The sequence below is a fragment of the Fimbriimonadaceae bacterium genome (assembly GCA_019638775.1).
In the GTDB taxonomy this organism is placed as follows: Bacteria; Armatimonadota; Fimbriimonadia; order Fimbriimonadales; family Fimbriimonadaceae; genus JAHBTD01.
The window spans coordinates 1-16,057 of sequence record JAHBTD010000019.1 but is presented as its reverse complement, the minus strand read 5'-3'; the positions used below and the strand labels follow the sequence as shown (position 1 = coordinate 16,057).

11 protein-coding genes are annotated in these 16,057 nt (G+C 61.3%); 4 read left to right on the top strand and 7 right to left on the bottom strand.

All coding sequences use genetic code 11. The annotated features are described in order from the left end of the window. From KF784_17730 to KF784_17700, 7 genes are all read right to left on the bottom strand, one after another. A partial coding sequence (locus tag KF784_17730) for a DUF2309 family protein (GenBank protein MBX3120901.1) occupies nucleotides 1-1,023 on the bottom strand: 1,023 nt, incomplete at its 3' end. A 252-nt stretch (nucleotides 1,024-1,275) separates the two neighbouring features. Then, a complete protein-coding gene (locus tag KF784_17725; GenBank protein MBX3120900.1) occupies nucleotides 1,276-2,073 on the bottom strand; it encodes a sulfate adenylyltransferase subunit 2 in 798 nt (265 codons plus the stop codon). A gap of 382 nt (nucleotides 2,074-2,455) precedes the next feature. After that, entirely contained in the window at nucleotides 2,456-3,856 is a 1,401-nt protein-coding gene (locus KF784_17720) for a sigma-54-dependent Fis family transcriptional regulator (protein ID MBX3120899.1), read from the bottom strand. A gap of 77 nt (nucleotides 3,857-3,933) precedes the next feature. Beyond that, on the bottom strand, nucleotides 3,934-5,946 hold the full coding sequence (locus KF784_17715; GenBank protein ID MBX3120898.1) for a PAS domain S-box protein: 2,013 nt from the start codon (nucleotides 5,944-5,946) through the stop codon (nucleotides 3,934-3,936). A gap of 80 nt (nucleotides 5,947-6,026) precedes the next feature. Next, nucleotides 6,027-6,350, bottom strand: a complete 324-nt coding sequence (locus KF784_17710; protein MBX3120897.1) for a hypothetical protein — start codon at nucleotides 6,348-6,350, stop codon at nucleotides 6,027-6,029. A 64-nt stretch (nucleotides 6,351-6,414) separates the two neighbouring features. Continuing rightward, nucleotides 6,415-9,765 (bottom strand): DUF2309 domain-containing protein, encoded by a 3,351-nt coding sequence (locus KF784_17705; protein MBX3120896.1) that lies wholly within the window; start codon nucleotides 9,763-9,765, stop codon nucleotides 6,415-6,417. A gap of 34 nt (nucleotides 9,766-9,799) precedes the next feature. Further along, a complete protein-coding gene (locus KF784_17700; GenBank protein ID MBX3120895.1) occupies nucleotides 9,800-11,467 on the bottom strand; it encodes a hypothetical protein in 1,668 nt (555 codons plus the stop codon). A 333-nt stretch (nucleotides 11,468-11,800) separates the two neighbouring features. Between KF784_17700 and KF784_17695 the strand changes: the two genes are divergently transcribed. The 4 genes from KF784_17695 to KF784_17680 form a co-directional block, all read left to right on the top strand. Further along, nucleotides 11,801-12,298: a hypothetical protein gene (locus KF784_17695; GenBank protein MBX3120894.1), complete on the top strand. Its 498-nt coding sequence runs from the start codon at nucleotides 11,801-11,803 to the stop codon at nucleotides 12,296-12,298. Between the two features lie 257 nt (nucleotides 12,299-12,555). Further along, nucleotides 12,556-13,812 (top strand): TolC family protein, encoded by a 1,257-nt coding sequence (locus KF784_17690; protein MBX3120893.1) that lies wholly within the window; start codon nucleotides 12,556-12,558, stop codon nucleotides 13,810-13,812. A 39-nt stretch (nucleotides 13,813-13,851) separates the two neighbouring features. Beyond that, on the top strand, nucleotides 13,852-15,015 hold the full coding sequence (locus KF784_17685) for an efflux RND transporter periplasmic adaptor subunit (protein MBX3120892.1): 1,164 nt from the start codon (nucleotides 13,852-13,854) through the stop codon (nucleotides 15,013-15,015). Nucleotides 15,016-15,022: 7 nt separating this feature from the next. Beyond that, the coding region (locus KF784_17680) for an efflux RND transporter permease subunit (GenBank protein MBX3120891.1) at nucleotides 15,023-16,057 on the top strand (1,035 nt) is incomplete at its 3' end.

Below are 16,057 nucleotides of genomic sequence, written 5' to 3'. Positions count from 1 at the left end.
TCCCTCACTGCCCAGCAACCTGCGGCAAGCCGTCGCGACCAGCTCTCGCTCATAAAACAACCGGACGGCGAGATACTTCACGAGATCGATGCGATAGGCAAGCTGCCAGGCATGCGCATCCTGCTCTTCACGCCACTTGATGAACCCCGCCCAGCCCGGCAGTGCGGCCAGATGCAGCGACAAGTACTCCTGCCAGGTTGAGTGGGGCACCTGCAGCATCTCCAGCGATTCAAGCAGGACGTCTTCAGGACGGTCGGCGAGCGCCAGAATTTTCGACGACACCTCCTCGACGCCTAGGCATCTGAGGCTGAGGTCATATCGCGCCGCGGCTTTCCATGCCCGAAAGAACGTCTCTTCTCGCCTCGGCATGGGCCAGGCCGCATCACCCTCGTCGCAGAACGCCGCGCACCACTTGATCATCTGGCGATTCATCTGCTCCGTGATATCGGTACCGAGCGTTCGATCGCACCACCCGGCCATTGTTTCTTCGGAAGGCCCTTCCTCACTGGCGCCGGGGACGCCCGGCTCCGTAGGTTCCCGTGCTTCCGACGGACACTCTCTGCATAACCACTCGGTCACGTTTGCGAGCATGACCTCGGCGTCCTTCCCCGAAGGCTCAGCCGTTGCTTCTCCGCCACGCAACTGAGTTACGCGCCCGTTCGCCACCATCACGGCACGCAGCACATCTCGATGGGAAAATACCTGACCACCGAAGGTGATGTGCCGGTCGGTCGCGAGCGGCTGCAAGACCGCCTCAAGATGCCGCGCCTGGATACGACCGCTTCGGAATGCTTCTCGAAAGGCATCGGAAGACAGCGTGCCCGCTCCGCCGAATAGTTGTTCCCCGCGTTGAACAGCGTCCTCAAAGCTCAGATCTTCCAACCCTTGGAGCGGATTTCGCGCGATCACCGATGTCATCGGCCAAACCTTGGCGATGACATCTCCAGCCAAGCTGACATAGGTCCGTAACTCCATTCGCTGCGCGTCGGTATACCGCATATCCACACCGTTCGTTGTGTTCATGCCGTGCCCTCACCTTCTCTATCGGGAAAGAGCAAAAACGAGGCCATGTCGATCACTCGCGGCGAGAGACAGGGTTTCCATTCGAATTCTCAGGAACGGACGGATTCCGCAGTGTGGCCTCGATTGCGTCGACGACCGTCTGCCAGGCTCGATCGTGCAAGGGTACACGCACGTGCAGCCTCGCACGTCCATGACAGATCTCGACCCGTGCGGCGCCGGAACAGGATCGTTGCCTGACGGAGGTGCAGAGCGCTACATGTGGCCGAGCTTACGCAGGGTCTCCATTCCGCGCCCTTCGTCTTGGGCACGGCCGGCTCGTTCAGCAGTCGTGGTGAGGCGCAACTCCGTGATGATGTGCGGGATCGTTGTGGCGCAGGAGGAAACCGTACCGGTGCAGGGCACGCAACCCAAGCTTCTGAATCGGGTGCCGGAACCCCGGTCGAAATAAAGCGTCGGCAGCTCAATGCGCTCGTGGTCAAGATATTCCCAGATGTTGAGTTCGGTCCAATCGAGCAGGGGATGGACTCGAATATGAGAACCAGGAGGAAACATCGTCTGGTATTGATCCCAGAGCTCAGGCGGCTGGTCGCGAAAATTCCATTCGCCATCCTTGCCGCGCAAGGAGAAGTACCGTTCCTTGGCCCGTGTGCCTTCCTCATCCGCGCGAATGCCGAGGATGATCGCGGAGAACCCGTGGCGCGCGATGGTCTGTTTCAGCGCCTCGACTTTCATGGCGGTGCAACAGGCCACCCGGCCCCGGTCAGGCCCCATCCCGTCGGCCAGTGCCTCCCTGTTCTGACCCACCACGAGATTCAGCCTCCATTCACGGCACAACCGATCTCGATACTCGATCAATTCCGGCATCTCGTAGCCGGTATCGATGTGTACCAATGGAAAGGGCACATGGCCGAAAAAGGCTTTGCGCGCCAGCCATAAGAGGACCGTCGAATCCTTCCCCATGGACCACAACATAGCGAGGTTATCGAAATGCTTATACGCCTCACGCAAGATGTAGACGCTCTGATCCTCCAGGTCGCGCAGATGTCGCATGCCGTCTCCTTGTGGCGCACGATGAAATCGATTGAACGTTACTCCCCGACGCGATCTCGAAAGCGCATCTCGATCGCATCCGAGCGGCTACAAGACCGGTTCTGCAAGATAAGTTCCTGCTACCAAGACGCCTTGGCCCGCACCAAGGACGACCGACCGCACGGACGAGGACAGTCGGAACACAGGGTAGGTCGCCATAGGTCCGACGGGACCGGATCAGATCCGGCCGTCCTGGTTCGATCGACCCCGTGCGCGAGCAGACTCGGTCCGCACACGCGTGTGCCTGCGCACTCACGCGCGGCTCGGCAGGGTTCATTCGGCTGGAGAGGATATGCGGGGGGGGGAACAGATGGGCGTAGGACGCGGGGCCGCTGGAACGCCCTTACGCCTTGCGCCGCCGGTCGAGCATCCAGCGTGTGATTCCCAGATACTTCGCTGCGAGAGTTTTATTGCCGTCGGCCCGCTCCAACACCGCATGAATGATGGCGTCTTCGAGATCGGTCAACGAACGCTCGCCAACCTTAAACGACACGTGAACCATGAGCGGATCGGCCTCGGCGGCCGGTCCCGCAGCCGGCGCGACCCCTGGGACCGTCATGGGCGCCACCGCCGCAGACACGTCGTTCGGAAAATGAGCGGCATCGAGCGATGGGCCGTTGCAGAAGATCACCGCTCGTTCGATGAGGTTGCTTAATTCCCGTACATTTCCGGGATAATGATACGCCTGAAGCACCTGCTTGGCGGAGTCGGTCAACTCCCGCACAGGTTTTTTCAGCGCCAACGCCGACCGGAGAAGACAGTGTTCGGCAAGGGGAATAATGTCTTCCGGACGCGCGCGTAAGGGAGGAACGGTCAGCATCACCACGTTCAGACGAAAATAGAGGTCCTCCCGAAACTCCCCCTTCGCGACGGCTGATTTGAGATCACGGTTGGTCGCGGCCATGAAGCGCACGTCGACGGGCATCGTCGTCATACCTCCGACCCGGCGCAGCGACCGCTCTTCGATCACACGCAGTAACTTGGCTTGTAACCCCAGCGGAAGATCCCCGATTTCGTCGAAGAAGACAGTGCCCCCTTCGGCCATTTCGATCAACCCACATTTCCGGCCCGCTGCACCCGTGAATGCCCCCTTCTCGTGCCCGAACAGCTCGCTTTCGAACAGGTCCCTGGGAATCGAGGGGCAGTCGACCTCCACACAGGGTTTGGTTCCACGCGCACTGTTGTAATGGATCACCCGCCCCATGTATTGCTTGCCGGTTCCTGTTTCACCTTGTAACAGCACCGTCACACGATCGTTGCGCACGAGTTCCTGCACCTGGGCCAGGAAGGTCTTCGTAACCGGACTCTTGGCGATCACCCGATCCAACGCATACCGCGCGGCATCCTGGCCGCTGTGCAACTGCACCTGACGCTGAAGGGTCAGGAACTCCGTCACCCGTCGCAGCGTGTGGAGCAGATCATCCATATCGATGCTCTTCGCCACAAAATCGAACGCGCCAAGCCGCATGGCTTCGACCGCATCTTTGACCGTCCCCCTGGCCGTCAGCACGATGACCGGCAGTGTCGGCGACGTCTGTTTCACTCGGGCCAGCACATCCAGGCCGGACAGATTGGGCATCACCAGATCAACGACCAGCACATCCGGCTCGAACGAACGGAGCAAGCCGAACGCCTCCTCACCGGACCCGGCCGTCTGGACCACATAGCCCTGGTCTCGCAACCGTAATGCAAAAGCTTCGCGAACGGAGGCCTCATCTTCCAACAGCAACAAATGCCACGCCATGTTACACGTCCTCGTATCGACGAGAGTGATCGCCCATCACGGGCCGACCGTCCCCGGGCAGGAATTGGCTTCGCATCCTACGAGACCTCGTGCTTCAGGGGCAGCCACACGTCAACCACGGCGCCGCTCCCCGGGGGACTTTGAATGATGAGTTGACCATGATGACGCTCCACCATGTCTCTGGTGATCGTGAGTCCGAGGCCTACCCCTTTCGCCTTCCCGTTCGTGAAAAATGGTTCGTAGATCCGTCCCAAGTCCTCGGCCGGTATCCCCTTGCCCGTATCCGCAAATCGCATCAACACCCCAGGCACGCGCCGGATGTCCGGCACGAGCGTCACATGCACGTGACCGCCGTTCGGCATGGCATCGATGGCATTCATCGCGATGTTCAAGAACACTTGTAAAATATGGGCCCTCGATGCTTCGACGGCCGGCAGGTCGGACGCAACCGAGCTCCTGATCAGAATCTGGTGCTTGACTAAGTTCGGACGGAGCAACGTCAGTGTATCCTCCAGCACCGACGCCATGTCGCAGGGAGCGATATCGAACGGCCTGGGCCGCAACTGTCCCAGATGCGATTCCAAGAGTTCATCGATCCGAGCCGCCTCCCGCGCGATCAGCCGGCACCGGTCGCGAGCGTCCTGCGGAAGGGACACCTGTTCGGCCAGATGTGTGGCCAAACTGCCCAACCCGATGAGGGGGTTGCGCACCTCGTGCAGAATACCGCCGGCAAGCTGACCGACTAGTTTCACCTGCTCTGTGTGACGAAGAGCTTCCAACATCTGTTCCCGCTCGCTGAGATCGGTCAGAATCGCCATGAAATACTGGGTCGTCCCGTCGAAGGCCTTGACCGGGCTGACACGTTCCCACACCAAGAACTCGGACCCGTCTTTTCGTCTGTTCACAAAGCGTTCGACGAAGGGGTGGCCGGAGCGAATGGAGGCCCACAACCGCTCGTAGAATTCCGGCGGTTGCTTCCCGGACTTCAGAATGGTCGGGCGCTTCCCCAGGGCCTCTTCGCGCGTCCACCCGGTCATGCGCTCCAGAGCCGGATTCCATTCCAAAATTCGGCCGGTGGTGTCGGTCATCATCACACCGTCCTCCGCGGAGGAAAAGAGGCGATGATAAAAATCCATCTGCGTTTCTTCATGCCATCGCCGCTCCAGGACCGTCCCGATGGTGTTGGCCATGGTGCACAAAAACTCCTGCTCCTGCTGACTGAACTTGCGGACCCGCTTCGAATGGGCCGTCATCACCCCGTAGACCTTGTCCTGAACCAGCATGGGCACACACATCCCCGAGACCGCGCCATGTTCGGTGAGCAACCTGGACGGTGAAAATCGTGTCTCTTGCCGGAGGTCGTCGACCACGACCGGCACCCGTTCTCTGATCGCGTAGCCGGCTTGGGAATGCGTGCCGCCTTCGATGGTGAGCTTGCCGATAAGATCCGTCTGCAACCCGACCCCCGCCATGATGTACAGATGGCTGTCCCGCTCGCGCGGCACCAAGATCTTGCAGAGTTCCACTTCCAGCGCGGCCGCTGTTTCCCGCACCGCCTCATTCATCAACGCCTGGGCCGAGAGGCCGCTGACCGCCAGAGTCCCGATACGCGCCAACGCCGAATGAAACCGTGCGACGTGCGCCGCCTCCTGTGCGAGCGCAATCCGCTCGGTCACATCTTCCAATACCATCAGCACACCGCGTTCCCCGCGGTAGGGCACCACATTAAAACGGCAGGCATAGTAGAGGCGCCCGCCGTGCTGAGTCTCCAGCGTGTATTCGGCCGTCTTTCTGGCCCCCAACGCTCTCGTATTCCATTCGATCGCGTCATCCAGAAGGCGTCTCCGCAGGGCATGTTCCATCCCTTCCGCCGGGGACGGCGCACGTTTCACCAACTCGGCGAATTGTGAATTTTCGAAAATGAGAAGGCCTCGGCAGACGAAACAGAGGCCGCCGTGGATACAGTCGCTCAGCCAGGCCAGCACCTCGGCGGCGGCGAGTTCCGCCCCGACCGGCCTGGAGATCTTGGCACGCTTACGATGGGTAGAGGCCATGACGGTCGCGCTTGTTGGAACAGACTCGAGCTTCACTCGGCAGGCTCAGACATGCCGGGTCAGTCCACCCGGCGGGTCTTTGCCCGTCCAGGGTGAGCCTCCGTGACCGAGGCCTGCTACTGGCCCACAAAATGATCCCGCCGCGTCACCGCGACATCACTGACGAACATGGCGCCGGAATGTTTGTGAAAGAGCGGGCCCAATCCAGCCAGAATCGGCTCGATGCGCTCTTCCGGCACAACGGTGAACACGATCACCTGGCTGCTCGTGTCGTCGAACAGCAAGTGCCCTTCGTGAAACCCGTGATGTCCTTTACCCGAAACGTTGTTGATGATCGTGTAGCCGGTGGCGCCGACTCGATCGAGCAGATTCGTCACTAACTTGAGGTGCTCGCCCTCGACCACGATGCGGATTTCTTTCATCGGATGCAACGTCAACATACTCCGGTCCCCCTCTCCTCCTCTATTCGACATCTTTCGCTCCCCCACACTATCGATCCTCATTTCATTCTGCCGTGCCTGGCGGGCGTGAGGCGGCCGATGCTTCGCCGTGATGCGGTTCCACACCCTCCATCGGGACAACGGATGCCACGGCGTCGGCCGCCCCGATCGAATTCCCCTCACAGGCCTGCCTCATGTCCGCTGCTTCCGACACGGGTCGCCATCCCTGCATGATGTCGAAATGATAGAACGTCGCCTCGTTCGGCTCACAGACCACCAGCGTCACCCACTCGTTCTGAAACAACCGTTCGAGTCCGGGATGTTTCGCGATCACCGATTCGACGCGGGCGCGTGGCGCCTCGATCACGGTGAGTAAGCGCATCGGCTCATGATAGGGGCGCGGTCCATCCAGCACGGTCTGCGCCGGAAGACCCAGTCGAAGATCGCTGCTCGCTCCGGTCATGACCCCCACCCGCCCGGCGATGTTGTGATACACCTTGCTCCCGCTCCCGTAGACCTCGTTGTCGACCGTCGAGAAATAGTGCTCCATGTTGATCCATTGAGCCACGATCAGCGGCGCGGTCATGATGGCTTCCAGGAGTTTCCCCGAGTCGTCTTGTCGATAGTCGTACGAATGGAGGAATGCCCGCCCCTGAAGGTTCAAGGGCCGCGTGAGATCCCGTCGCCCGATGATCAACAGATTATTCTTCGACAATCCCCACTCGGGACGAACCTGTGCCCAATCGACGCTTCTCCGGCTGGCTCTGACGTATGGATCTTTGCGCTTGGCCTGAACGACCGGTCCATCCAAGGCCATCCCCCGTTCGTGGGCGGCCTGCTCGCCCGCCTCGCGGAGGTCGTCCAGCAACCGCACCAGGTCCTTACGATGTGTGGCCGGCACATCTTCCAAGTCGACGATCCGGACATCATTGCGGGTCGTGTCGTGCTGCGCGGCCACAAAATGCGTATCGCCGGGAATCTTGATGCCGCGAGACTCCAACACCTTGCGCACGGCCTGATTATTCGCCATCGCCGCAAAGGCCCGCGCATTGGGGAGACCGCTGTTGCCTCCGCAAGCGCCGCAGTCCAGTGCGGATTCGTAGGGATTGTTGTCCGACGTGCTGCCATGGGAGCACATCACGACTAAGCGTGCGAACCCCGACGTGAAGCCCATGAGTCGAAGTGCCGCCTCCACGCCGTAGGCCTGCTCGGATACGGAGAATCCATGCTGGGTGATGCGCTGAAGCCGGGAGGAGAGGCCTCGGGCCGTCAGCGTGTATTCACGACGGAACCGTTCGTACAGGGCCTCGACCTGGGCAACGGTCATTCCCAGACTGGCGGCGACATCTTGATTCCCCTGATCATCATGATGCTCCATGACGCCGAGCCTGATGTTATCGATCAACGAGGGGGTGATCGCGGAACCGAGTTCGGGGAACGCCTGCCGCAGCGCAGCACGAATGGCCGCGCGCTGTTCCACCGCCACCATTTCCTGCGCCTCTTCGCGGCTTAATTTGTCGATCGTCAGGGTGGTCGCCAACGGCGGCAGCCACAAGCCCTTCACCCAGGTCGTGAGGCGGTGATACCAGAGCGGGAAGAGGGTCTTCCCAAAAAACGGCACGCTGAAAAACCACCCCAGGGCTTCCACCATGACATAGGGGGTGATGACGTTTTCCTTGAGATCGTGCAACAGATGGTGGCCGGCATGACTCAGTTTGGCGAACAACCGATGCCGGCTCGCCGCCGTCCCATGGTAGCTTCGAGGAATCTCACGGATATGATTCTTCGGCTTCAACAGCACGGGGGCATGCGTCACGGGAAGTTCTTCTCCGAATGCCTGGTACTTCACGGGAATGCCGAAAAAACCGGCCACGCCCAGGGTCTCGTACCCGCCGAGCTGTTCGAGGTGCCGACGGAACACTTCGGATCGTACGTCGATACAGAACACCATTTGTGCGAGCGGTCGCGCAGGAGCACCGGCCGTAGCGCGGCCGTCACTGTCCCGTAGTTGCCTCGCCACTCCGCTCAGCTGTCCGACCACCGCCACACGTTGTCGTGTTTCAAACGCCTCCAGCCAGCGTTGGCTCTGCTGCCCGGCAGGAAAGCCGTCCAACCAGTTCAGAACGGTGAGCACATCCGACGGCGAGGTCTGGGTGACCAGCTCGGGATCGACACCCACGGCGGCGGCAAGGGCCGACACTCGTCGAGCGTCCCGCCTGAAGATCTCGGCGCGGCGCGCCCCGGCAGTCCGGTCATAGACTTGCCGCCCGAACTCATTCCACTCCTCCTGAGTGGCCCTGTGGTGTTGTCTCTGCCACCCGTGCACCTCGGCGGCCACCGCTCCCGCCAGGCCTCCGTCCACCACCTTCCGCCTCAGCCAATGGCCGTAAGGAGCCTGCTCGATGTGGCCACGGACGGCCTCAACCTGCCCCGGGATACCCAGCCGCTGCCGGCACTGCAGGTCGACGAATTCCCGTTCATAGAACAATCGTACGGCCAGATACTTCACGAGGTCGATGGGATACCGTGCCTGCCAGGGGTAATGCGGCTCTTCCGATCGCCATTTGATATACCCCGTCCACCCTGGCAAGGCTGCCAGGTGCAGGGCGAAATACGACTCCCAGGCTGGCTTGGGAATGCCCATCGCCGTCAGACTATGAAGCACCCCCTCCTCAGGTCGATCGTCCATGGCGTCGATTTTTTGTGCGGCTTCCCCCACACCCAACAACCGCAGACCGGCATCGTACCGCGCCAATCGTTTCCACGAGCGATAAAACGTATGCTGCCGTTCCGGCATGACCCAGGACGCTTCTCCTTCGTCCAAAAACACCCCGCACCATTTCACCATCTGCTCGTTGATGTCCGACACGATCGACGTCCCTAACGTGCGATCGCACCAGCCGGACAGGGTCTCCTGCGAGCAGAGATCGAGGGGCTCCCAGGGGAGGAGCGATTCCGGCTGCATGGTCCGGGTTTCGCCGACCGACTGCGTAAGCCAGGCCGCGAGGTGATCCGTCGCCTCATCGGAGACCGGCGAATCGAGGGCCGGATCGGTGAGCCCATGCATCATGGACAATCGCAGCACTTCCAGGTGCGATAACGGGCGTCCGGCAAAGGTCACGCGGCGATCCCCTGCAAGCGGAGCTAGGACCTGCGTCACATCTTCCGGGCGGATCCGGCCCTCGGCCAGATAGCGACGATAGAGCGCGCTTGGAAGATACCCCCTGCCCCCGAGGAGTTGCTCACCGCGCTTCACGGCCTGATCGAAGGGAAGCTCTTCCAAGCCGTGCAACGGGTTATGGTGGATGAACGTCCGCATAGGCCAGTAGGAGGCAATGGCCTCTCCCGCCAGTTCCACGTGAGACCGCAATTCCATCCGCTCTGCATCGGTGAAAATGCGTCGTTCAAGTGCCATGCATCGACTCCATTCGGCTCCGGTCCCCCGCAGATTACCGGCGAAACGCAGCTCGACCGATCATACGAACCAAATCCTCGACATAGAGGCCGTTCAGAAACATCACGTAGGCCCGTGCGCGCAATTGTTCCATCCAGGCCGGCATGAGAAATTTGACGCCTCTGGCTTTGCCGTAAATCATCCCCCATGCCGCAAGGATCAACATGACGGTCACACCCACCACCGCATCAAACAACGAACGATTCCACTCGGCGGCACGCATGAAACCTTCCGCGGCATCGTGGGCCGGGTACAGAAAATGGGTAAACGCCTCGCCGGCCCAGAGGTAGGTGAGGCCGATAAACGCCAGTGCTCCCAGCATGGTCAGCGACACGGTCCAAGAGGCCCCGGTGTGGAGTCGGTACAACGTGAACATCGCTTGCGAGGTCGTCACCCACCCGAAGAAGAGAAAGATCACCGCCCCCTGCGCATCCTGCAACGGAATACTCACGACCCCGTGCGCGACGAGCAGGATCGCCAGCGGCAGCACCAAAGTGGCAACCAGGCCGGTCGTCCAAGTCATCGGTGAAAAGCTATGAGCCTCATCCACCTTGGCGGCCGGCGGTAATTTGAATTCCTTCCTGGCCTTATGAATGACAGAACCCGAATTGAGAAACAACGTGGCCTTGAACAGGCCGTGCGCGCAGAGATGGAACACTGCCAGGGCAAAGGCGCCTAACCCGCACTCCATGACCATGTAACCCATCTGTCCCATGGTCGAATAGACGAGCCGACGCTTGACGCTCGTTTGCGTCAGCATTGCGCTGGCGCCGACCAACGCCGTCACACCGCCGATCACAAACATCAGATGGAGGGTCGTCGGCGCCATCCCGAACAGGGGGGCGAGGCGATTGACGAGAAAGCCGCCGGCATTCACGATTCCCGCGTGCATCAGGGCGGACACCGGCGTCGGCGCCTCGATCGTGCCGATCAACCACAAATGAAACGGAAACTGGGCCGACTTCGTCATGACCGATACCAGGAACAGCAGAGTCGCGACCAGGGCGACATCCAGCTCCGTGTGCCAGCCCGGCCAGAGTGTGAGCGTCGCAGGGCTTGCCTGCAAGCGGGCAAACAGCTCGGTCAGATCCAGGGTACCGGTCGCGCCGTAGAGCGCCAACAACGCCAGGAAAAACGCGGCATCGCCGAGCGATTGCACCCAGAACGTCGTGCGTCCCGCTTCCCTGGCCGGACGACTCGCCGGGTTACACACCAACAGCGACGCAAGCAACCATGTCACCAAATGCCAGCAGACGAACAGCCAGAGCAGATTGCCGCTGCTGACCAGACTCAACAGCACCGAGGTCAGGCCTCCCAACAACGCAAAAAACCGGGTGTAGCCGGGGTCACCCACCATGTACCGCTCGGAGTACACATGGATGATCAGGCTGACGAGGCTGATCAGCACCATCATGACGCCGGCCAGGCGATCGATGAGAATCGTATAGGTCAACGGTCCCGAGGGCGCGCCCAGGATCGTGAGACGGATCGGGTCCTCGTACAACACCAGAGCGAGGGTGATCAGTGAGGTCAACGCTGAACACCAGAGCGCCCCGATGCCGAGGCGTGCAACACGCTCTCCAAGCTCCCGATGGAAGAGAGCGATCAGCAGAGTGCCCAGCAGAGGCGCAAAGATTGTCAGCAGTGGAAAGATACCATCCATAACGCCAAGGTCTCCTTAACACACATACTCTGCGCGGCGTCATCAGCAAGAACAGGGCCTAGGGTGCAACCGGACGCGAAATCCTGTGAAATGCGAAAAATGAGGGAATGCACTTGCTGCCGGTCCGGACGGCCACAAGCCCCCGCCCTGATTCACGTGCATCCACGCACAGCCGTGCATATGCGCACAACAGGGAAGTTAAGTTCAAGTCTGGCGTCTGCAGAACGCCGCGTTCGAAGAAGGTGCATTGCCCGAGAACGTGACGGTCACGCCCGTTTCACTTCCGTACCGTTGCTTGATGTGATGAGCCGCCTATGATAGCGTTTGCTCACCATGCGGTCTCTCGTGCGACTCCTCTCCGTGCAATGTCCTCGAATCGACCACCTGTTGCGTGGGTGGGCGGTGTTGTGGTTGCTCGCACTTCCCCTCTTCCATATTCACCCCGAGACCCATCCGCATCATGGAGAGGCCGGACATGTACATGCCGTGGCGATCCATACCGTCTTCTCGGGTGACGTGGAGAGCGAGTTCGGCGAAGCTCGGGAAGGGTCGGCGCTCCCGGCCGGCGAGGAGACAGGTGCGACGTTCACCGTCGCCGGGGCGCATGCCTGGACGACAGATCCCGAATTAAGCTTCTCCCTGCTCAACGACGCGACCGAGCGCAAACCGATCAAGCCTACGTCGACGCAGGTGTTCGTTCTTGCCCATCACCTGCGCCCCGATCCTGTGCCCCATCACCAGCCTTACGAGGACACCTGGGCTCCTCCCGCTCTCACGCCGGCCCTCGTCGATATTCCCGCACGTGCGCCACCGTCCCTCCCCATCGCCTGACAGGTTGCGAACACACTCGCTTGTGTCGTCACAGCCCGCGCCGGTCTTCGCGCGCAGTGTTGCGTTCGGATCAACCACCGGATGCGCAACAGGGTTAGCCGGCAAGACCGTGGCGAACGACGAGGCGAACGGGGGACTCGCGGTACGGTGAACCTCGGCGTGACACGGGAACGCCCCTCGCGGACGTGTTCGGCACCCTGCCAAGCATCCTTCGTTTGACCCTCTATCGCGATATCACGCACAGGGAGGAACCATCCATGATCTGTCGTGTGCTTCTTTCCATCGTCCTGGTCGGCACAGCCGGGCTTGGCCTGCCTGACCAGACAACCTGGGCCGGAGAAACCAGCCCCACCGCATACGCACTGCCCGACATTCTTGCCCTGGCCATGCGGCACAATCCCACGCTGGCCGGAGTCGAGGGCTTCGTCAAACAAAGCCAGGGTCAACAGATCGCGGCCGGCGCCTATCCCAATCCGTCCATCACCGGTATCGCCGGGCGCGGGGCGATTCGTGACCCGAGTACCGGAACGCATGTCACCGAGCGGACGTTCACCGTGGAACAACCGCTTGAATGGACGGGCAAACGCCAGGCCCGCCAGGAGGCAGCCGATGCCGGTGTGGCCGGAGCCAATGCCGCTCTGGAAGACGCCCGCCTCTCGCTACTCGCCGATGTAAAAATTGCGTTCTACCACCTCCTCTTCGGCCAACGCGATGTCGACCTGGCCACCCAGAATGTGATGAATGTGGAAGAGGTCTTGCGCACGGTGCAGGCGCGTGTGGCGGCCGGCGAAGCCACCTCCTTCGACAGCTTGAAAGCCGGAGTCGAGGTACAGAAGGCCAAGAAGGAAGTGGCCAGGGCACACAATGCGTTGCTGGTGGCCAAGGCGCGTCTGAATACCCTCACGGCCGGATCGCTCGGCAAGGACTTTTCCGTTCGAGGCGACTTTCACCGGCCCAGGCAGGGCATCGATACAGACGGGTTGGCGGCGCAGGCATTGGAACAACACCCGGCCATTCGACGTGTCAGCAAACTACAGGAGCAGGCCGACCACACGCTGCGCTTCGAGCGCGAGGCCCGTGTGCCCAATGTCAGCGTCATCGGCAGTTACCATCGCGAGGCGGGGGATGAATCCGTCACAGCCGGCCTGGCCCTGCCCCTTCCGCTCTGGTACCGGCGACAAGGCGAAATTCAATCCGCACTCGGCGCCAAACATCGGGCCGACGCGGAACGGGTGCGGGCGCAACAGGAATTAGAGCAGGCCATCACCCAACATACTCAGGAGGTACACACGGCGCAGGAGCAGCTCTCCCTCTTCGAAACCGGTTTGCTCAAACAGGCCGAGCAGACGCTGACGCTGGCACGCACGAGTTTCCGCCATGGCGCAGCCAGTCTTCTGGACGTGCTGGACGCGCAGCGGGTGTTCCGACAGACCCAACTCGAATATGCCCAGGTGCGGGCCGACCTCTCCATCGCCTTGGCCCGTTTGGAGCGTGCACTGGGAACCTCATTATGACTGCCGATCGCAGAGTGAACCGACCATCGGAGTGCAGCAATGACTAGACGATTGACGGCGATCGGCATCGTGCCCGCGCTGCTCTGGCTGCTTTCGGCCTGCAACGACCAGGGAGCTCAGCCGCCGCACGCAGCCACGAGCGGAGGGGCACCGGCAGCCACCGGCAACAGGAGCACCCTCCATCCTCCACCGGCGGTGCAGACACGCATCCGCACACAACCTGCCGCCCTCAGGGCCCTTCCAGAACAGGTCACCGCTCCAGGCGAGGTCGCCATCGACCTCAAGCAGGTGGCCAAGATCACGTCCCGCATCGGCGGCCAGGTGGAACAAATCCACGTGCAATTGGGTGATCGAGTGAAACAGGGCCAGCCGCTCATCGCCATCGGCAGCCTGCAACTCGATCAACTGATCGAGGAATACCTGGTCGGGAAGGCGCAGGCGGAGGTGGCCGAAAACGGTTTTCGCCGGACACAGAAATTGCGCGCAGACGACATCGTCACGGAACGCAAGCTGATCGAGGACAAGGGTCTGTACCTGGAAACGCGGGCACGCTTCCAACACATTCGCGAAAAACTCACCAACATGGGAGTCTCGACCGCGGAACTCGACCGTGGACAACACGAAGAGCGGCACCTCTATACCCTTACCGCTCCCATTGCGGGCACCGTAGTCACTCAGAACGCGGTGCGCGGACAGGGGGTCGGTCCCGGCGACGAGTTGTTCGAAATCGTCGATACCGGCCGTGTCTGGGTCTTTGCCAATCTGCCCATCGAACAGGCTCGCAAGGTTAAGGAAGGCGACTCCGGCACGATTACGCCGAAGGACGGCGAAGCTGTCGTCGCACCCCTCACGTACCTTGCGCCGGTTGCCGATGAGACCACCCGAACCATTCGCGCCCGGTTCGAAGTGGCCAATCGTACGGGACAGCTGAAGCCACGAGAATATGTCGAGGTGGCATTCGTCTGGTCCGGTCCCCCGGTGCTCACCGTTCCCGTCACCGCCGTGACCACCATCGAGCACACCCGTGGGCTCTTCATCGAAACCGGAGAGGGCTACCGCTTCGTGCCGATCGAGGCCGGCCGAGAAGGCGGCGGCTGGATCGAAATCCGGCGGGGCGTACAGGAAGGCGACCGTATCGTCACCGACGGCGTGTTCGATCTGAAAAATGTGCTGCTGAAGGAACACATCGGCTCGGGCGAATGAGGCGCGCATGAACCAATTGCTGACATGTTCGCTCCGCTATCGATTCTTTACACTCGTGGCGATCGCCGTGGTGATGGCCTCCGGGCTGTGGTCGTTCTCTCACCTCACCATCGATGCCGTGCCGGATCTGACGCCGGTCCAGGTGCAAATCCTCACGCAGGCTCCTGCGCTGGGGCCGGTCGAGGTGGAGCAATTCGTGACATTTCCCATCGAAGCCTCCTTAAACGGCCTGCCGGCCCTGCGCGAATTGCGGTCCGTTTCACGGTACGGCCTCTCCGCCGTGACAGCCATCTTCGACGATCGCACGGACATCTACAGAGCCAGGCAATTCGTCGCGGAACGGTTGGCCCAGGCGGTGGAGCGCATTCCGGCGGAATATGGCCGCCCGATGATGGGGCCGCTCACGACAGGGCTGGGCGAGGTGTATCAATTCACAGTAAGAGGCGAGGGCTACAGTCCGATGGCCCTGAGAACACTACTCCAGTGGGACATCGGCATGAAGTTGCGCGCGGTGCCAGGCGTGGTCGAGGTCAATATCTGGGGCGGCGAGCCGCAGCAATTTCATATCATCGTCGATCCCTCGAAGTTGTTGTCGTTCCAGTTATCGCTGAAGCAGGTGTTCGACGCGTTGCAGCGCAATAATGCCATTGCCGGCGGCGGGTATATCGAACACCAGCGCGAACAACTGTTGATCCGCGGCGAGGCGCTCGCGACCCAGGTCGGCGATCTGGCTCAGATCGTTGTGGCCCATGGGCCAGGCGGCGTGCCGATCTACATCGCCGACCTCGCCGAAGTGAAGGAGGGATCGGCGCTCAGAATCGGGGCAGCCACGGCCATGGGCGAAGGGGAGACCGTGATCGGTATGGTGCAGATGCTCGCCGGGGAGAATGCCCAGGAGGTGGTCACCCGCGTGAAGGCCCGGGTACAAGACATTCAAACCACCCTCCCCGCCGGCGTCACCATCGAACCCTACTACGATCGTACGATCTTCGTCTCGAAGGTCATGCAGACCGTACGCAACAATCTGCTGGAGGGCGGACTG